This window comes from Hamadaea flava, from assembly GCF_024172085.1.
Taxonomy (GTDB): Bacteria; Actinomycetota; Actinomycetes; order Mycobacteriales; family Micromonosporaceae; genus Hamadaea; species Hamadaea flava.
The window spans coordinates 6,782,449-6,800,581 of the sequence record NZ_JAMZDZ010000001.1; the positions used below are offsets into that span (position 1 = coordinate 6,782,449).

General features: G+C 71.7%; 17 protein-coding genes. 5 read left to right on the forward strand and 12 right to left on the reverse strand.

Annotated elements, in window-relative coordinates; all coding sequences use genetic code 11:
* Positions 1–36: 36 nt before the first annotated feature.
* The 6 genes from HDA40_RS31875 to HDA40_RS31900 all read right to left on the reverse strand — a co-directional run bounded on the left by HDA40_RS31875 (position 37) and on the right by HDA40_RS31900 (position 6,423).
* Positions 37–879 (reverse strand): alpha/beta hydrolase family protein, encoded by an 843-nt coding sequence (locus HDA40_RS31875; protein ID WP_253761504.1) that lies wholly within the window; start codon positions 877–879, stop codon positions 37–39.
* 71 nt (positions 880–950) lie between these two features.
* Entirely contained in the window at positions 951–1,232 is a 282-nt protein-coding gene (locus HDA40_RS31880) for an Lrp/AsnC family transcriptional regulator (RefSeq protein WP_253761505.1), read from the reverse strand.
* Positions 1,229–2,047, reverse strand: coding sequence for a nucleotidyltransferase family protein (locus tag HDA40_RS31885; RefSeq protein ID WP_253761506.1), 819 nt, complete (start codon positions 2,045–2,047; stop codon positions 1,229–1,231). The genes HDA40_RS31880 and HDA40_RS31885 overlap by 4 nt, the downstream gene beginning before the upstream one ends.
* Entirely contained in the window at positions 2,040–2,606 is a 567-nt protein-coding gene (locus HDA40_RS31890; protein ID WP_253761507.1) for an NUDIX hydrolase, read from the reverse strand. Before HDA40_RS31890 ends, HDA40_RS31885 begins: the two co-directional genes overlap by 8 nt.
* A 32-nt stretch (positions 2,607–2,638) precedes the next feature.
* Positions 2,639–4,558: a RelA/SpoT family protein gene (locus tag HDA40_RS31895; RefSeq protein ID WP_253761508.1), complete on the reverse strand. Its 1,920-nt coding sequence runs from the start codon at positions 4,556–4,558 to the stop codon at positions 2,639–2,641.
* 131 nt (positions 4,559–4,689) lie between these two features.
* On the reverse strand, positions 4,690–6,423 hold the full coding sequence (locus HDA40_RS31900) for a DEDD exonuclease domain-containing protein (RefSeq protein WP_372503200.1): 1,734 nt from the start codon (positions 6,421–6,423) through the stop codon (positions 4,690–4,692).
* A 124-nt stretch (positions 6,424–6,547) separates the two neighbouring features.
* Between HDA40_RS31900 and HDA40_RS31905 the strand changes: the two genes are divergently transcribed.
* Positions 6,548–7,951, forward strand: coding sequence for an NYN domain-containing protein (locus tag HDA40_RS31905; RefSeq protein WP_253761509.1), 1,404 nt, complete (start codon positions 6,548–6,550; stop codon positions 7,949–7,951).
* 1 nt (position 7,952) lies between these two features.
* Here the strand turns inward: HDA40_RS31905 and HDA40_RS31910 are convergent, their stop codons facing one another.
* Positions 7,953–8,192: a hypothetical protein gene (locus tag HDA40_RS31910; protein WP_253761510.1), complete on the reverse strand. Its 240-nt coding sequence runs from the start codon at positions 8,190–8,192 to the stop codon at positions 7,953–7,955.
* Between the two features lie 138 nt (positions 8,193–8,330).
* Positions 8,331–9,056, reverse strand: coding sequence for an SDR family NAD(P)-dependent oxidoreductase (locus HDA40_RS31915; protein ID WP_253761511.1), 726 nt, complete (start codon positions 9,054–9,056; stop codon positions 8,331–8,333).
* A gap of 320 nt (positions 9,057–9,376) precedes the next feature.
* On the opposite strand from HDA40_RS31915, the gene HDA40_RS31920 reads away from it, so the two are divergent.
* The 4 genes from HDA40_RS31920 to HDA40_RS31935 all read left to right on the forward strand — a co-directional run bounded on the left by HDA40_RS31920 (position 9,377) and on the right by HDA40_RS31935 (position 13,336).
* A complete protein-coding gene (locus tag HDA40_RS31920) occupies positions 9,377–10,615 on the forward strand; it encodes a M48 family metallopeptidase (protein WP_253761512.1) in 1,239 nt (412 codons plus the stop codon).
* A gap of 190 nt (positions 10,616–10,805) precedes the next feature.
* A complete protein-coding gene (locus HDA40_RS31925; RefSeq protein ID WP_372503036.1) occupies positions 10,806–11,921 on the forward strand; it encodes a glycosyltransferase family 4 protein in 1,116 nt (371 codons plus the stop codon).
* 12 nt (positions 11,922–11,933) lie between these two features.
* Positions 11,934–12,656: an ATP-binding cassette domain-containing protein gene (locus tag HDA40_RS31930; protein ID WP_253761513.1), complete on the forward strand. Its 723-nt coding sequence runs from the start codon at positions 11,934–11,936 to the stop codon at positions 12,654–12,656.
* Positions 12,653–13,336: a hypothetical protein gene (locus HDA40_RS31935; RefSeq protein ID WP_253761514.1), complete on the forward strand. Its 684-nt coding sequence runs from the start codon at positions 12,653–12,655 to the stop codon at positions 13,334–13,336. The genes HDA40_RS31930 and HDA40_RS31935 overlap by 4 nt, the downstream gene beginning before the upstream one ends.
* A 2-nt stretch (positions 13,337–13,338) precedes the next feature.
* Here HDA40_RS31935 and HDA40_RS31940 read toward each other — a convergent pair whose 3' ends face one another.
* The 4 genes from HDA40_RS31940 to HDA40_RS31955 form a co-directional block, all read right to left on the reverse strand.
* Positions 13,339–13,866, reverse strand: coding sequence for a diadenosine tetraphosphate hydrolase (locus tag HDA40_RS31940; protein ID WP_253761515.1), 528 nt, complete (start codon positions 13,864–13,866; stop codon positions 13,339–13,341).
* A gap of 19 nt (positions 13,867–13,885) precedes the next feature.
* On the reverse strand, positions 13,886–14,554 hold the full coding sequence (locus tag HDA40_RS31945; protein WP_253761516.1) for a response regulator transcription factor: 669 nt from the start codon (positions 14,552–14,554) through the stop codon (positions 13,886–13,888).
* Between the two features lie 44 nt (positions 14,555–14,598).
* Positions 14,599–16,233 (reverse strand): sensor histidine kinase, encoded by a 1,635-nt coding sequence (locus HDA40_RS31950; protein WP_253761517.1) that lies wholly within the window; start codon positions 16,231–16,233, stop codon positions 14,599–14,601.
* Between the two features lie 85 nt (positions 16,234–16,318).
* On the reverse strand, positions 16,319–18,085 hold the full coding sequence (locus tag HDA40_RS31955) for an AMP-dependent synthetase/ligase (RefSeq protein WP_253761518.1): 1,767 nt from the start codon (positions 18,083–18,085) through the stop codon (positions 16,319–16,321).
* Positions 18,086–18,133 lie beyond the last annotated feature (48 nt).

The following is an 18,133-nucleotide window of genomic DNA, read 5'->3' on the forward strand; positions in this document are numbered from 1 at the left end:
TCTCGCTATCCGTAATCCGTAGCGGATCAGGGCGGATCAGGGCTGGTCGGCGGCCAAGACGGCGGTGGGCAGCCAGGCGGTGACCCGGTCGACGATCGCGCCCGGCGCCTTGGCCCAGCGGAAGTGGTCGAGCGGAGCCCCGGCCTCGGCCTCGCTCACGTGTACGCGGGTCACCGTGGTCCCCGTGAGCTTGCCCACGAGCAGCTCGATCGTCGGCGGCGGGGTGTACTGGTCGGTGTCGACGCTGATCGCGAGGACCGGTACGGAGATGTCGCCGAGCCGGTCGGCCACGCCGAGGCGGGGTGCGAACTCGCCGCGCCGGGCGGTGTGCGCCCAGTCCTGGATGACGCCCCGGGACTGGCGGCCGCCGAAGCCCCAGCCCGGCCAGTGGCCGAGCAGAGCACTGATCGCGCGAATGCCGTTCGCGAACCCCAGTACGCCCAGCGACCGCGCCCCGAACAGGCGCCACAGCGGCAACCCGGACGCGATCAGGATCAGGCCGTCTACCGGATGCTCAGGGGCGTTCCGGGCGAGGTGGATGACGCTGGCATGCCCGCCGAGGGAGTGTGCGAACAGGAACGTGCGCCGTCCGGCCCGCAGCTCGGCGGTCGCGGCCAGCACGGCTCCCACGTCGTCGGCGAGGTCGGTCATCGCGTACCGGGAGGCTCGCGTGGCCCTCGGCCGGCTCTCGCCGGTGCCGCGCAGGTCGGCGACGGCCACTCCGCAGCCGTCGGCGGTCAGGCGTGCGACGAGCTGGCCGTAGTAGCGGGCGGGCACGCCCATCGCCGGGAAGACGACGAAGAAGGGCGCGTCAGGATCCGCCGCCGGGGAGACACTGACCGAGAGGCGGTCGCCGTCGCGGTCGAGGAACAACTGCATGGCGACCAGCCTAGCCGTCAGATGTTACCGACGGGTAGCCCGGTGGGACCGCTCGGCGTCGCCGGGCGGCCTCAGGCGGGGAAGCCGATCGAGAAGGTCTCCTCGAGGTCATGCCGCGAGAACGCCCGGAACGCGATGTGGGTGTCGGTGTTGAGCACACCGGGAGTCTTCGAGATGCTGCCGGCGATGACCTCGGCGATCTGATCGAACTCCTTCACCCGCACCACGGCGATGAGATCGACGCTGCCTGCCACCGAGTAGACCTCGCTCACCCCGGGCAGATCGGCCAGCGCCGTGGCGACCTCGGGGATCGAGTCGGTGGCACAGTCGATGAGAACAATCGCGGTGATCACGAGCGTGACTCTACTCGCACGGTGAGATCCTGCGCGCGTACTGCCCGGCTCAACTGCTCGCCCGCGGCCACCTGCGAGCCCGGCCAGATGACGCAGTCGTGGACGTCACCGTGGACGATCGCGCCCGCGCCGACGACGCTGCGCCGGACCTCACCGGTGACGACCGCGTCCGGGGCGATCAGGCTCTCCTCGACTTCGAGCAGATTCGCGTGCAGGTAACTGCGGGGAGTGCCGCAATCCAGGTAGAGGCCGTGCAGCCGGATCACGTCCAGTGTCCCGGCTGCCTCGGCCGGCCGCCACGCCAGGCGTACCAGATCGCCATGGTCGGCGGGCAGGGACGCCGCCGTCGCGGCCGGGAGCAGCGACATGCCCGCGAAGTCGTAGGCGCCGAACTCGCCCTCGCCGCCGACGTGGCGCTGGCCGAGCATGCGCAGGCGCTCGCCATCCCAGTCCTCGACGAGCGCGGCGATGGTGACGTCGGCGGAGAAGTACGCGTCGGCGTTCATCACCAGGACGGGTCGGCCGTCGACCCAGTCCCGCAGGTGGCCGACGCTCCCCGCGCTGCCGAGTAGGTCCTTCTCGACGCTGACGTGCGCGCGGTCGCCGACGTGCTCGGCGACCTGATCGCCCAGCCAGCAGGCGTTGACCGCGACCCGATCGGGCCCGGCGAGGCCGATCTCGTCCAGCAGCGCGAGCGCGCGGTCCAGCATGGGGATGTTGCCGACCGGGCAGAGCGCCTTCGGCCGCAGCGTCGTCAGTGGACGGAGGCGGCTGCCTTCGCCCGCGGCGAGCACGATCGCGGCCAGCTCAGCCATGGCCGGGCCGTCGCTCAGCCGAGCCGTGAGTGTGATCCGTGGGGCTGATGCCGTAGTGGCTCAGGAGGCGTCCAGTCGCGACGGTCAGCTTGGGCAGCTCGTCGAGCGGGTGCCAGGCGGCCTCCCAGACCTCGGCTCCGTCCACCGAGAGCTTGACCCGGTCGGCGTCGACCCGGGCGGTGAACACCGTGTCGACCCAGCGCCCGTTGGTGTGCACGACCGCGTTCGGCGTCGCCGGGACCAACTGCTCCGGGCGGAACTCGATGCCCGTCTCCTCGGCTGCTTCGCGTACCGCACCTTGGAGCGGGGTCTCGCCGCGGTCGAGCAGCCCGGCCGGCAACGTCCAGCCCCGGCCCGGGGGCTGCCGCAGCAGCAGAATGCGCTGGACGGGACCGTCGGGATCGGAGCCGACGTCGAGGATGAGGATCACCGCGCCGATCGTGTACTTCGGCGTGGCGAGGCGTACGAGGCGGAGCCGGAACTTGTGCGGCAGCCGGTAGAAGATCCCGTAGCCGAGCGCGGTCAGCCGGGTACGCAGGGCGGAACGGCGTGGGCTCACCTGGAGACTGTAGCGAATACCGGGCCGCGGCCTCAGCCGGTGGGACCGTGATCGACCAGCTGGATGAGCCGGTCGACGGCGGTGTCGGCGCTCATCCGGTGTTCGGCGATGGTCACCAGCATCGTGTCGAGGTCGGGATAGTCGAGTTGTTCGGCCAGCTTGACCAGCCATTCGTCGTCGGCGAGGCCGCGGGATCGGCGGCGCAGCGCCAGGCCGAGCGCGGCCCGGCCGATCGCGATCCGGTCGGTGATGGTGCCCGATGGCACGTCGTCGGCGGAGTAGGAGCGGAACCGGCGCCGGAGATGGACGCGGGCCTTCGGGGACTTGGCGAAGGTCAGCCAATCTTCGAACGGACCGCACGGCTGCCCGGGGGCGGCCTCGATGATCTCCACGACGTCGCCGTCGACCAGAGCGGTCGACAGTGCCGTCATCTCGCCGTTCACCGCCACCGACAGGATGCGGTCGCCGACGGTCGGCCCGAACTCGTACGCGACGTCGACCGGAGTCGAGCCGCTGGGCAGCACGACGGTACGCCCCCGGGCGATGATCTGGATCTGCGTCTCGGCGAGGTCGCTGCGCAGCGAGCGGACGAAGTGCGCGGCGTTGGAGGTGTCCTGTTCCAGGTCCAGTACGCGGCGCAGCCATTCGAGGTCGGCGGTCTCGGCTGCCTCGGCGGCGGCGGCGCGGGCGTCCTGGGCGTCGCCGGTCAGCTTGCCGAGCGCTCCGGCGAGCGGTCGGCGCAGGGCATCGGGCAGCCGCTTGCCGAGCGCGATGACCGGGGCACTGGTGAGGGCTTGCCCGATCGAGGCGCTGACCTTGTCGGAGAGTACGCGGTTCGGGGGGAACCGGAACCGGGAGATGATGCCGTATTCGACGTCGCGATGCATCTGCTGGGTCCGGATGAGCACCTCGACCGGCCGGGTGTCGGGGCCGAGCACCGTCGTGTGCAGCGAGCGGTAGAGATTGTTCTTCGGCGACGCGATGTAGTCCTTGAAGCGGCCGGGCACGGGCCGGAAGGTGCGGTGGATGGCGCCCAGCGCCGTGTAGCACTCGGTGTCCGGGCCGTCGACGAGGACGACGATGCGGGGCATGTCCAGCGGCTTGATGTTGTCCCCGACCGCCCGGGTGTCGCGCCAGATCGTGTAGTGGTGCCGGTGCCGGGACTGGACGTCGCCGCGGACCTCGTCGGCGCGCAGGGCGTGCTCGGTGGTCAGGATCATGTGGTCGAGGAAGTCCTTCCAGAGCGGACGTTCCTGGACGACCTTGTCGATCTCGGCGAACGTCTCCGGCTCCAGATGCTCCAGGACGACGTCCTCCAGTTCCCGCTTGAGGACCTGGATGCCGAGCCGGTCGCAGAGCGGAACGAGCACCTCACGGGTCGCGCCCGCGATGCGGGCGCGTGAGGCGGGGGAGCGGGCGTCGAGCGTTCGCATGTTGTGGAGGCGGTCGGCCAGCTTGATGACGAGGACCCGCACGTCGCGGCGGGCGGCCACCATCATCTTCCGGATCGTCTCGGCCTCGGCGATCGCTCCGAAATGGCCCTTGTCGAACTTGGTCACGCCGTCCACGAGGTGCGCCACCTCGTCGCCGAAGTCCTCGCGTAGCAGTTCGAGGGTGTAGGGCGTGTCCTCGACGGTGTCGTGGAGGAGCGCGGCGACCAGGGTCGTCGTGTCCATCCCGAGGTCGGCCAGGATCTGGGCGACGGCGACCGGGTGGGTGACGTAGGGCTCACCGCTCTTGCGGAACTGACCGTCGTGCGACCGCTTGGCCGTCACGTACGCCTTCCGCACGACCGTCGTGTCCGCGCCCGGGTGCACCTGGCGGTGCGCGCGCACCAGCGCGGCCATCGGGCTGATGCTCGGCACCGGCCGGCCCAACCGGTCCGGGGCCGCGAACCAGGACCGCACCCGGCCGGATATCGGCGTGGTGCCCAAGGTGGCATTGACATCCATAATGGACACCTCCCTTGTGGCGGACGGTGCTCATGCGTCCCCTAGGAACTGTGGTGAAGGTTCCTACGGAACGGGGGCTCCTCGCGTTCTTTAAGACTAGTAACGAACGTGTCGGACTTTCGGTCAATACCTCATGGGCTTTCGTTCACGATCCGTGTCGTGGAAGCCGCGTCGAGCCTCGCTAACAGGGGTTTTAGTCGCGCTGCGCCACCAATCGGTGACGCCCAGTCGGCGGAGACCTCGACGAGCCGAGTTTCCGGTCGCTCCAGCCAATCGAGGATCCGTTCCGTCTCCTCAGCCGTCGCGCACGGGACCGGACCGGCGACCGCGGGGCGTACGGTTTCGGCGGTCAGCCGGGCGGTCTCCAGGCTGATCCTCGGATGTGTCCCGACTGGAGCCGTGATGGCGGCGGCGAGCCGGCCGTGCCGGACGATCGCGATCTCCCAGCCGCCCTTGGCATCCCGCCGAGCCCCGACGAGTTCGCCGATCCGGGTCACCGCCGACAGCCGTTGCATGCGGATGACGGCCCGCAGGAACGCCGCCAGCCGGCCGCGCAGCGCCGCCGCCTCCTCGAACCGCTGCGCGTCGGCCAGCACCTTCAGCCGTGCCATCAAGCGGTCCACCACGGGAGCCGGGTCGCCGGTCACCGACGTGGCGAACGGATCGGCCGCCAGCTCGCCGTACTCGCCGGGGTCGACCCGCAGCTCGCACGGAGCGGGGCAGCGGCCCAACTCGGCCAGCGCACAGGTGGCCGACGGCTTGCGCGGCGACAGTTTCGCCGTGCACTGCCGGAGCGGCAACGCCTCGTGGCAGGCGTCCACCGCCGCCTGCGCGGCCTGCCGTCCGGAGAACGGACCCAGGCTGGTCCGGCCGCCGCCCGGCTCGCGTACGACGGACAAGCGGGGGAACGGCTCGTCGGTCAGCCGCACCCACCAGGCCCGCTCCGGGAACTTCGACCGCCGGTTGTAGGGCGGCGCGTGCGCGGCGATGAGCCGGAGTTCGCGTACTTGGGCTTCGAGGGCGTGCGCGCAGACGACCGCCTCCACCCGGTTCGCGATGTGGATCATCTCCGACATCCGGGCACGCTTCTCGGCGGCGGTGAAATATGTGCGTACGCGAGTCGCGATGTCGCCGGAGGTGCCGACGTAGAGCGGCCGGTCGTCGGCCGCCCGGAAGATGTAGACGCCGGGGGCGTGGGGCAGCCCGTCGGCGAGCCCGCGTTTGGCCCGCTGCGTCGGCGTGACCGCCTTCGTGAACTCGATGGCGTCGCCGAGCGTCCGCACCTTGAAGCTGCCCAGCCGGCCGATCAGGGCGTGCAGCACGTCCACCGTGGCCAGTGCGTCGTCGAACGCCCGGTGGTTGGGCTGGTGCTCGGTCCGCAGGTACGCCGCCAGCGTCCCCAGCTTCCGGTTGGGCACCTCGTCGCGGATCAGCACCCGGCGGGCGAGTGCGGCGGTGTCGAGCACCCGCGGGTTCGGCCAGGTGTAGCCGTGGCGCGCACAGGCCGCTTTGAGGAAGCCGACGTCGTAGGGGGCGTTGTGGGCGACGACCACCGCGTCCCGGAGGAATTCCAGCAACCCGGGCAGCACCGCCTCGATCTTGGGCGCCGGGGTCACCATGGCGGTCGTGATGCCGGTCAGCACCGTGATGAACGGTGGAATGGGTTGACCCGGATTGACCAGTGTGGCGAACCGGCCCAGCTCCTCGCCGCCCCGCACCTTGACCGCCCCGACCTCGGTGATCCCGTCGGCGTCGTGCGGGCTGCCCCCGGTCGTCTCGAGGTCGAGGACGACGAATGTGGTGTGGAGGAGATCCTGCGCGAACGGATCATCGAGGATAAGGTCGACGGTGAGCTGCTCGGGGATGGGGCGGCTCGTCCGACCCGACGGGTCGGCACGGGGGAGTCCGGACGGCACGCAGCGCACCATATGGGGCGGGTGTGACAGAAGTGCCTCGTCGTGCGGCCCGGCGAGGTGGGAGACTGGAGAGATGTCGGAGCCGGAGCTGACCGGCCGCCCGGATGTGGGCGGCGTCCCCGGCGTGCCCGCCGATCCGCTCGGCGGCGACACCACTGCCGACGACCTGGACTTTCAGCCTGAGCCGATTCTGCCTGAGCCGGTCCGGCAGCGGGTGATCACGCTCACCGCGGCGGTCCTCGCGAGCGTTCCGCAGGACGAGTTGTCGGTGCCGCTGCGCAAGGTGGCCAAGTTCGCGCCCAACCGGCGCGCCCGGATGGGCGGCCCGGTCATCGCGGCTCATCTGACCGCCGATCCGATCTTCCGCCAGCGCGTCAGCCAGCGGGTCGTCGCCGACGCCGGAGACCTGGGCGCCGCCGTGGTCGAGGGCGTCTCGCCCGCCGCGGCCGACCCCGTCGAGGTCGCCGCGCTGGCGTACCTGGCCCGCCCGGCCGGGTGGCGTGACCTGCTGGACGCCGCCGAGCACGCGGTACGCCTGGAGGCCGAGAGCGCGGCCGTCGGCGAGGTGCTGCAAGCGGCCGAGTCACGGGCCCAACGGGCCGAACACGATCGCGCCGTCGCCCGCGTCGAGGTGGAGAAGCTGCGCGACGAACTCGCCAAGGTCCACCAGGAGCTGAGCGGCGTACGCGAAGAGTCCCGCGGCACCGCGAAGGCGCTCCGGGAGGCGCAGGCGGCGCTGAAGAAGGCGACCGAGTCGCTGGCGGCCGAACGGGGCCGGTTGGCCAAGAACGCCACCGACCATGACGCCGAGCTGCGCCGGTTGCGGGCGAAGCTGGCCGAGGCCGAGGCGTCGACGTCCACCGCCCGGCAGGACGCCCGGCAGCAGCGCGCCGTCGACGAGGCGCGGCTCTGGCTGCTGCTGGAGACGATCGGGCAGGCCGCCGTCGGGCTGCGCCGCGAACTGGCCCTCGATCCGGCGACGATCCTGCCGGCGGACGCCACCGCCGAGCTGTACGCCGACCGCCCGGCGGACGCGGGCCCGTCAGCGCGCGCGCAGAGTCAGGACGATCCCGGCCGACTCGACCAGCTGCTGACGCTGCCGAAGGTGCACCTGATCGTCGACGGCTACAACGTGACGAAGCGCGGCTATCCCGAGATGTCGCTGGAGCAGCAGCGTACGCGGCTGATCACGGCTTTGGGCGCGCTCGCCGCGCAGACCCGGGCCGAGGTGACCGTGGTGTTCGACGGCGCCGAGAAGGTGCACGGGCTCCCGCCGAATCCGCGTGGGCTGCGAGTGCTGTTCTCGCGTAAGGGAGAGACCGCCGACGACCTGGTCCGGCGGCTCGTCCGGGCCGAACCGACGGGCCGCCCGATCGTGGTGGTCTCCTCCGACCGGGAGGTCGCCGACGGCGTACGCCGCCACGGGGCGTACCCCATGGCGGCGGATTCGCTGCTACGCCGGGTGGCGCGCGGTTAGGTCACCGGCCGCCGCGCGGCTGGTTGCCCCGCTTGAGGCGCATCGTGTTCGCCTGACCGGCCGACATCTTCGTCCGCATGGACTTCTCGCGGGCGGCCATCGCTGCCTGACGGGACTCCTCCCGCGCCTGCTCCCCGGCGTACCCGTGGTCGTCGGAGGGGTCTCGCAGGTCGAGGTCGAATGCCAATTCGTCCGACTTATGGTGGTTCTTCGAATTGCCGGCCTTCCTGGTATTACTCACGGCTTGCCTCCTTCGTTCCCCCTACGCTAGGACGAACTCCGGATCGCCGCAGCGCTTCAGCCCAGCCTTCGGCCGGCCGCGCCGCGTCTCGGCCCAGCAGTGCCCGCAAGTGACGGGAGGCCGAGCAACGGCGGAAAGTCAGCGTCCGAGCACGGAGCCGCCGTTGACCCCGATGATCTGCCCGGTGACGTAGCCGCCGGAATCGCCCGCCAGCCACCGAACGGCGGCGGCGATGTCGTCCGGCACCCCGGCCCGCCCGACGAGCGTCTGCCCGACCCGCAGGGCGTGGCCTTCGGGGGTCATCCGGGTGCCGAAGAACTCGGTCTCGGCGACATATCCGGGGGAGACGACGTTGGCGGTCACCCCGTCCGGGCCGAGCCGCGCGGCGAGGTCGAACATCCAGCCGTGCAGGGCCGCCTTCGCGGCGGAGTACGCCCCGGCACCGCCACGCTGGGCCGCGATCGAGCTGAGCAGGATCACCCGGCCGCCCGGCCGACGCAGGGCCGCCTCCAGCGTCGAGGTCAGCAGCACTGCCGTCAGCACGTTCACGTCGAACGTTCGCCGCCACTGCGCGGCCTCGTCGGCGAGCGAGTCCCCATCGGACATGACGAACCCGCCCGCGTTGTTGACGAGCACGTCGACCGCCCGCTCGCCGACCGCGTCGGCGACCCGTGTGACCTGGTCAGGATCGGCCAGATCGGCGACTACCGCGGTCACGCCCGAAACTTCGGCCGCCACCCTGGCCAGGGGCTCCTCGCGCCGCCCGGCGATGATCACCTCGTAGCCGTCCTCGGCCAGCGTCCGCGTGATCGCGGCTCCGATGCCCGTTCCGCCGCCACTCACCACAGCCAACTTCGCACTCATGATCGCGACCCTATCTCGGGTGCCCTGCGGCCCGTTGATCATGGTGCTAGGGGAGTGATCAGGGTGCTGCGGACACGCCACGCCGGTTGATCACGACCATTAGTTCATGATCGGGCGGGACGGGCGGGTCCCGCGGGACGGGCGGGTCCCGCGCGGGACGGGCGGGTCCCGCGCGGGACGGGCGGGTCCCGCGCGACGGGCGGGATAGGCGGGACGGGCGGGTCGCGCGGGACGGGCGGGTCGCGCGGGACGGGCGGGTCGCGCGGGACGGGCGGGACAGGCGGGACGGGCGGGGGCGGGGTGGGGAGATAGGGTGCGGTATGACGGTGCGTGGGTGGGCGTGGGTCACGCTCCTGGTGCTGGTGGCAGGACTCGTCGTCACGGCCGTGCTGCTCGTCCCGTGGCACCGGCCGCCGGCGCCCCGCTCGGACCAACTCGCGGCCCTGGCCGAGCTGCCCGCCGACAAGGTCGCCCGCGCCCGCCATTACCGCGCCGAACTGCGCCTCATCGCGTACCCGAGCATGATCTTGGGGATCGTCGTGGCCCTGATCCTGGGTCTGACGCCGCTCGGCGCGAAGATCGTCGATCTGGTGCCGGGACCGTGGTGGGCCAAGGCGGTCGGTGGCGGCCTGCTGGTGCTGTTCCTCGCGGACCTGGTGACGCTGCCGCTCGCGGCCGTGGGCCACCGGATCTCCGTGCGCTACGGGCTTTCGACGCAAGGCTGGGGCGCGTGGTCCATCGATCTCCTCAAGGGGTACGCGATCTCGGCGATCCTGGGAGCGATAGTCCTGTTCGTCTTCTTCGGCGTGACCCGGCTCGCCCCGAACTGGTGGTGGGCGTGGGCGGCGGCCGGCGCCGCAGGCCTGGTCGTGTTGCTGTCGTTCATCTTCCCGGTGCTGGTGGAGCCGGTGTTCAACAAGTTCACGCCGATGGCGGACGGCCCCTTGCGCACCCGGATCATCGCGATGGCCGACGCCGACGGCGTCCCGGTACGCGATGTGCTGGTGGCCGACGCGTCCCGCCGGACCCGGGCGGTCAACGCCTATGTCTCCGGCCTGGGGCCGACCCGGCGCGTGGTCGTCTACGACACGCTGCTGGCGGAGGCGCCCGAGGACGAGGTGGTCAGCGTGGTGGCGCACGAACTCGGCCACGCGAAGCGCAACGACGTCCTCACCGGTACGCTCATCGGCGCGCTCGGCTCTGCCGCGATGGTGGTGCTGTTGTTCCTCATCGGAGGGTGGACCGGGCTGTTGCATCGGGCGGGCGTGGAGTCGCTGACCGATCCCCAGGCCATCGGCCTCCTGCTGGCGTTGGGCACCGTGGCCGGCCTGCTCGGCGGACCCGTCCAGGCGTACGTCTCCCGGGCCGTCGAGGCGCGCGCGGACGAGCACGCGCTGACAGTGACCGGCGATCCGCGTACGTTCGAGCAGATGCAGCAGCGGCTGGCCCTGGTCAACCTCGGCGACCCCGACCCGCCCGCCTGGGAGCAGACGCTGTTCGGCAGCCACCCGTCTACTGTGGAACGCATCGCCGCCGCTCGAGCTTACGCGCGCCGCTAGGCCCCCACTCGTCGCGCCGCTTGCCCGCTGCGCCGCTCGCTGCGCCGTTGATTGGCTGCAGATCACGGTTACGCAGGCTTCCCGGGCACATGATCACATGGATATCCCTGATCTGCACCGAACGGGGGCCGCCCGACGCGGGCGAGCGGGCGAGCGCCGAGCCCGGAGCGCCCCGGGTAGGCTGCGAGGGGTGCGGACACTGCTGGTCACCAACGACTTTCCCCCTCGGCCGGGCGGAATCCAGCAGTTCGTGCACAACCTGGCGTTGCGTCTGCCGCCGGACGAGGTCGTCGTCTACGCGTCCTCGTGGAAGGGGCAGGCCGCGTTCGACGCGGAGCAGTCGTTCGAGGTGGTCCGCGAGAACACCGGGATGCTGCTGCCGACCCGGGCGGTCGCCAAGCGCGCCCAGGAACTCGCGCGCGCCAATGGCTGCGACCGGGTGCTGTTCGGGGCGACCGCGCCGCTGGGGCTGCTCTCCCACGGTCTCCGGGAGGAAGCCGGGATCGAGCGCGCCGTCGGCCTGACGCACGGCCACGAGGCGGGCTGGGCGGCTCTGCCCGGTGCGCGTACGGCGTTGAAGCGGATCGCTCGGGGCTGTGACGTCGTCACCTATCTCGGCGAGTACTTCCGGCAGCGGCTGGAACCCGCGATCGGTTCGCTGACCTCGTTGCGGCGGCTCGCGCCCGGGGTCGACGTGGACGCGTACCGGCCGGACGTGGACGGCACGGAGGTCCGCAAGCGCTACGACCTGCGGGACCGGCCGGTGATCGTGTGCGTCTCCCGGCTCGTGCCGCGCAAGGGCCAGGACAGCCTCATCCGGGCGTTGCCGCACGTGCTGAAGAAGGTCCCCGACGCCGCCCTGCTCATCGTCAGCGGGGGACCGCATCGGGCGGCGCTGGAACGGCTGGCCCGGGAGAACGGGGTCGAGCACGAGGTGGCCTTCACCGGCGGCGTCGAGTGGGAGGAACTGCCGGCGCACTTCGCGGCCGGGAACGTGTTCGCCATGCCCTGCCGTACGCGCTGGGGCGGGCTCGACGTCGAAGGGCTCGGCATCGTCTACCTGGAGGCTTCGGCGACCGGGCTGCCGGTGATCGCCGGCGATTCCGGCGGAGCGCCGGACGCGGTGCTCGAAGGCGAGACGGGGTACGTCGTCGGCGACCTCACCACGCTCGTCGACCGGCTGGTCGAACTGCTCACCGACGAGGCGCTGGCCCGGCGGATGGGCGAGGCGGGCCGGTCCTGGGTGGAACGGGAGTGGGGCTGGGAGCTCCAGGCCCGGAGGCTGCGGGAACTGCTCGACGCCTGACAGAATTCCGGGATGCTCCTCGAGGACGTCTGGCTGCGGTACCACCGTGGCGGCCCGTGGGTGCTCCAAGGGATCCAGCTGGAGACCCACCCCGGCGAGATCGTCACCGTCCAGGGCCGCAACGGCGCGGGCAAATCCACTCTCCTGCAGGTCGTCGCCGGGTTGCTCCGGCCGGGCAAGGGCCGCGTCCGCGGTCGCCCGCCGATCGTGGGCTGGGTGCCCGAACGGTTCCCCGCCGACCAGCCCTTCTCCGCGTACGACTATCTGATCGCGATGGGCGAGATCCGCGGCCTGCGCGCGTCGGCGGCGGCCCAGGCCGCGACCGGCTGGATCGAGCGCCTCGGGCTCGAGCCGTTCCGCGACGTCCGGCTGCCGGAACTGTCCAAAGGCACCGCGCAGAAGGTCGGCCTCGCCCAGGCCCTGCTCGTCCCGCCTCGGCTGCTGATCCTCGACGAGCCGTGGGAGGGTCTGGACGCCGCGGCCCGCGCGCTGGTGCCGGCGATCGTCGGCGAGGCCGCCGCGAACGGGGCCACGGTCCTGGTCAGCGACCATCGCGGGGAGACCGCCCGGCTGCCCGGCGCGACCCGCTGGACGGTCGCCGACGGCTCGGTCACGGCCGTTCCGGCCGATCCCGAGGAACAATGCGTCGTCGAGGTGGTCATGGCCGCGGGCGAGGTCACGGCCTTCCTGGCCCACCTGCATTCCCAAGGGGTACGCGCGCAGGTGCGGTCATGACGGCGTTGGCGAGGATGCGGCTGATCGCGTACCTCAAGACCGGACGGTTTCTGGCGCCGGGGATCACGGTGCTCCTGGCGCTCCTGCTGTTCCACGGCGGCGGGCGCAGTGAGGCGGCGGAGGCGTACGCGGTCTGCGCGCTCATCCTCTTCCCGGCGTACGCCTGGCAGACCCGGACGATCCTCGACGGCGACCCGGACGTGCAGCGGCGGCTGGCCCTGGTCGCGGTCGGCTCCGCCCGCCGGGAACAGCTCGCCGGGCTGCTCGCCGCGACCGTCGCCGGGTTGGTGGTCACCGGGGTGTCGCTGGTCCTGCCGTGGCTCATCGGCGCGGTGGAGGCCGAGGACGAGCCACTGGCGAAGCAGCTCGCGATCGGCGTCTGGGCGCACCTGCTGGCGTTGGCGGCCGGGCTGGCGCTGGGCGCGCTGAGCAGCCGGGCCGCGACCGAGTCGACCGGCAAAGGTGTCGCCGTGCTCGCCGTCGGCAGCGTGCTCGCCATCGTCCTCGGGCTGCCGGACTCGCCGCTCGCCCAGGTGATCCCGCCGATGACCGTCGTCGCCAAAACGGTGAGCCGACACGGGCTGACGCCCGCGAACACGCTCGGGTACACCGTGCTGGCGGCGGTCTGGGTCGCGATCGGACTGCTGGTCTACGCCCGGCTCCGGCGGAACCGGGCGTAGCCTCAGCGCTGCTTGAGCAGGCGGTGCAGTTCGGCGGTGATCGCCGTCCGCAGCTCGTCCAGCTCCTCCGCCTCGGGGGAGCTGAGCGGGTCGTGCTGCTCGGCGAACCGGTCCTCGTAGGCGTAGCGCCAGACCGGTCCCTTGCGGAACTCGGCCGGCTCCCAGGCGTACCGCGCGTGCACGTGAGCGTGCAGGTGGTGCAGGGAGTTGCCGAGGATCTCGTAGTTGAGCCGGCGGAACGCCGGATCGCGGCCGCCGCACACGGCGAAGACCGCGTCGCCGAGCAACGCCATGTCCTCGAGGAACTGCGTACGCTGAGCGCCGGTCAGATCCGTGAGGTGATCGGTGTCGTCGACGTCCGAGAGCAGTACGCAGTAGCCGGGCAGCTGCTGCGTGTCGCCGAAGACGACGTAGCCACTGGGAACCTTCGCCATGACCATCGGGTTCTCGCCCCGGCGGGCCGAGCCCACGCGGTCAGAGCGCCAGTCGACAGACAGCTCGTCGGCAGGCGTGGAGGAGTGCCGTCCCATGAATGAGGCTGACCTCTTCCTAGAACTTGGGTGCGTCGGGGGCCTCGAGCAGGCCCAGGCGCAGCGCGGTCATCAGAGCCTGCGCGCGGTTGGCCGCGCCCAGCTTCTCGTAGAGCTTGGAGATGTGCGTCTTGGCCGTCGACTCGCTGACGAACAGCTGCTTGGCGATTCCGTTGACGCTCATGCCGTCGGCCAGCAGCCGCAGCACCTGGCCCTCCCGCGGGCTCAGCTGCGGACCGGCCGGGGCCAGCCGGCGCTTCATCGCCTCGGCCAGGTCGGCCGCGGTGAACGCGCTGGGCGCGGACGCGGCGTGCCGGGCGGCCGCCACGACCTCGTCGGCCGGCGCGGTCTTCGGCACGAACGCCGACGCCCCAGCCTCCAGCGCGCCGAACAGCTGGTCGTCGCCGGCGTACATGGTGAGCACCACGATGCCCATGGTGGAGCTGGCCTTGCGCAGCGCGCGGGTGGCCTCCAGGCCGCTGCCGTCGGGCAGCCGCAGGTCCATGATCACCACGTCGGGCTGGAGGGCACCGGCCTGACGGACGGCCTCGGCCGCCGTCCCCGCCTCGCCGACGACCTCAAACTGCCGATCGCGCTCGAAGGCGTGCCGCAAACCTTTACGGATGAGGTCGTGATCGTCGACGAGTAGTACCTTGGTACGGCCCGCCGGTACGGTGCTGGTGGACATGCTCGGTGCTCTCCCCTTCAAGGCCGCCGGTTGTGACGGCGTGCTCACACGCTATCGCGCCGACCGGCCGGACCCAACACCACCGCGACCGTTGTGCCATGGGGGTGACGGGGCCGGATCTCCAGCCTGCCACGGATACGTTCCGCTCTCTCTGCCATGATCGCAAGACCGTACCGTCCGTCAACCCGCTGGTCAGCGATTCCCTGTCCGTCGTCCGACACTTCAATATGGGCGTTCGGGGGGTCGACCGAGCACGTGACCCACAGATTGCTGGCGCCGGCGTGCTTCCGGGCGTTGGTGATGGCCTCCTGCGCGATGCGCAGCAACTCCGCCTCGATGGCCGAGGGGAGCCGGCCGGGCGAGTCGTCCAAGGACAGGTGCACCCGGAGCCCGGCCGAAGCGCCGACTATCCGGGCGAACTCGGCGATCGCCGAGGTCAGGTTGCCGTGCCGGTCCACCTGGCTGCGCAGCTCGAACAGGCTCAGCCGCAGCTCGGTGACGACCCGCGTGATCTCCTCCCGGAGCGAGCGCAGCTCCTCGGCCGTCTCGGCGGCCTCCTCCGGCAGGCTGGCCAACGCGTTGTCCACGCCGTAACCGATGATCACCAGTTCCTGGGCCACCCCGTCGTGGATCTCCCGGGCCAGGCGCTGCCGCTCCTCGTTGGTGGCCAGGGAGCGTACTTCGTCGAACAGCAGCGCCGCTTCGAGCCGGAGCGCCGCCTGCTCGGCCGCGTGCCGGATGCGCGCGATCGCCGGGGAGGCGAAGCCGCCCGCGTCGTCGCGTTCCAGTACGAGCACGCCGACCGTGCGTACGCCCGCGACCAGGGGGATCAGCAGGGCGGTGACGTCGATGTCCCGGGGCGCGCCGCGTACCTGGGACCGGGTCGCGACGTGCGGGAGCTGGCTGGCCCACGCCTCGGCGATCCCGGTGTCGGTGTCGAGCATCGTCTCCCAGTCGTGCTGCTCGCTGCCGTCCTGGGCGAGCCCGGCCTGGGACAGCACCATCAGCCGGCCGCCGCCGCTGGCGGTCAGCACGGCCGACCGGTCGGACTTGGCGACCGTACGCGCCTCGTCCAGCAGGTGCTCGGCGATGCCACCCGGGTCGAGGGTCGCACCGGGAAGCTGCCGGGCGACCGTCCGGAGCTGGGTGAGCAGCCGAGTCGCCTCCACATAGGGCTGCGGTTCGCGGCGGGCCAGCACGGCTCGCTGGAGGGCGCCCGTGGTGACCGTGCCGAGGGCGACCAGGACGAGCCACTGCGCGCAGACGATGACGTAGCCGGACGAGGCCAGCAGCGGCCGGCCGTCCAGGTCGGTCACCAAGCCGGCGACCACGAGGGTCCCGGCCGTCACGGCGAGCAGCGTCGCCGCCTCGACCGAGCGGTTGTTCAGCGTCGCCGCGGTCAACGGAACGGCCAGGTACGGCAATATCGCGCCCGCGCCGAAGCCGCCCGTGACCGTTCCCGCGTCGACCGCGGCCAGCGCGATCGCGGTCGCGCCGACGCCGATGACGAGCACCTCGGCGAACCGGCCCAAGGTTCCGACGATGGGCCAGCGGTCGCTCGCCGGGACGGCGGCGGTGGCCAGGGCGAGCAGGCCGACCCAGACCAGTTGCTTGGGATCCCGGGTGGCGAGCAGGGTCAGGACCGCCACCAGAACCAGCAAGGTGACCCGCATCGCCATGGCGAGAAAGGCAGCACGCCCGCCGGCCGTCCGGCCGCCGGGCTGCTGTGCCGCGCCGAGCGCCGTCGACTCGGAACGGCTCCGCTCAGCGGAGGTAAATGGCGTCGATCTCGTCGGCGTACTCCTTCATCACGACCGCGCGCTTGACCTTCATGGACGGGGTCAGCTCGCCGGTGGCCTCGGTGAAGTCACGGGGCAGGATGCGGAAGACGCGGATCGCCTCGGCCTTGGAGACCGCCTTGTTCGCATCGTCCACAGCAGACTGTATCGCGGCCCGGACCGCCGGGTCGTCCCGCAGGTCGTCGAGGGTCTCCGCCACCCGGCCCTGCCCGGCGAGCCAGTCGGGCAACGACTCCTCGTCCAGTGTCACGAGCGCCGCGATGAAGGGCTTCTGGTCGCCGACGACCACGCACTGACTGACCAACGGATGCGCGCGTACGCGATCCTCCAGCACGGCCGGGGCGACGTTCTTGCCGCCCGCCGTCACGAGGATCTCCTTCTTGCGCCCGGTGATCCGCAGGTAGCCCTCGTCGTCCAGCTCGCCGAGGTCGCCGGTGTGGAACCAGCTGTCGGTAATGGCTTCGGCGGTGGCGGCCGGGTTGTTGAAGTACTCGCGGAAGATGATGTCGCCCTTGGCCAGGATCTCGCCGTCCTCGGCGATCCGGACGGTCACTCCGGGCAGTGGCCGACCGACCGTGCCGATCTTCTGCGCGCCCTCCCGGTTGAAGGTGATCGCAGGCGAGGTCTCGGTCAGCCCGTAGCCCTCCAGCACCAGCAGGCCGATGCCGCGGTAGAAGTGGCCCAGCCGCTCGCCGAGTGGGGCGCCGCCGGAGATCGCGGCGGTGCACCGGCCCCCCAGCGCGGCCCGGAGCTTGCCGTAGACGAGCCGGTCGAAGAGCGCGTGCTTGAGCTTCAGCCCGAGGCCGGGACCGCCGGTCTCCATCGCCCGGGAGTACGCGATCGCGGTGGCCTCGGCGGCGTCGAAGATCCGCCCCTTGCCGTCCCCGTGCGCCTTCTGCCGGGCGCTGTTGTAGACCTTCTCGAAGACCCGGGGCACGGCCAGCACGAAGGTCGGGCGTACGCGGGCCAGATCGGCGACGAGGTTCTTGACGTCGGGCGCGAACGCGGTCTGCACCCGGGCCGAGACCGCGCCGATCTGCAGCAGCCGGGCGAACGCATGGGCCAGCGGCAGGAACAGCAGGGTCGTCGAACCCTCGTGGAACAGGACGCTCAGCTCGGGCACGGCGTTGCCGATGTCGGCGAGCATGTTCCGGTGGCTCAGGACGCAGCCCTTGGGCCGGCCGGTGGTGCCACTGGTGTAGATGATGGTCGCGGTGTCGTCGGCGCGGATGCCCGCCCGGCGCTCGTCGACCGCGCCCGGCTCGACCGCTGACCCGCGTGTGGTCACCTCGGTGAGCGCACCCGCGTCGATCTGCCAGACCTCGGTCAGCAGCGGGGCGGCCTCCCGGACGGTCTCGCTGTGCGCGGCGGACTCGGTGACGCAGGCCACCGCGCCGGAGTCGGCGAGGATCCAGCGGACCTGTTCCGGGCTGGAGGTCTCGTAGATGGGGACGGTGACCCCGCCGACGGCCCAGATCGCGTAGTCGGTGAGCGTCCACTCGTAACGGGTCCGGCTCATCAGGCCGACCCGGTCGCCGGGGCCGACGCCGGCCGCGATCAGCCCCCGGGCCAGCGCCACGACCTCGTCCCGGAACTGGGCACAGGTCACCTGACGGTCGTCGAGGAGGAACTGCACGGCCTCCGGATGCCGGTCGGCGTTGGACCAGACGGGGTCGGTGAGGCTGTCGCCGTCGCCGATGGTCACGACCGCCGGTACCGCCATCTCCCGCACGGCGCCCTCCTTGGTGCTGCGGATGCGAGCCGCGGAACGCCACGACTC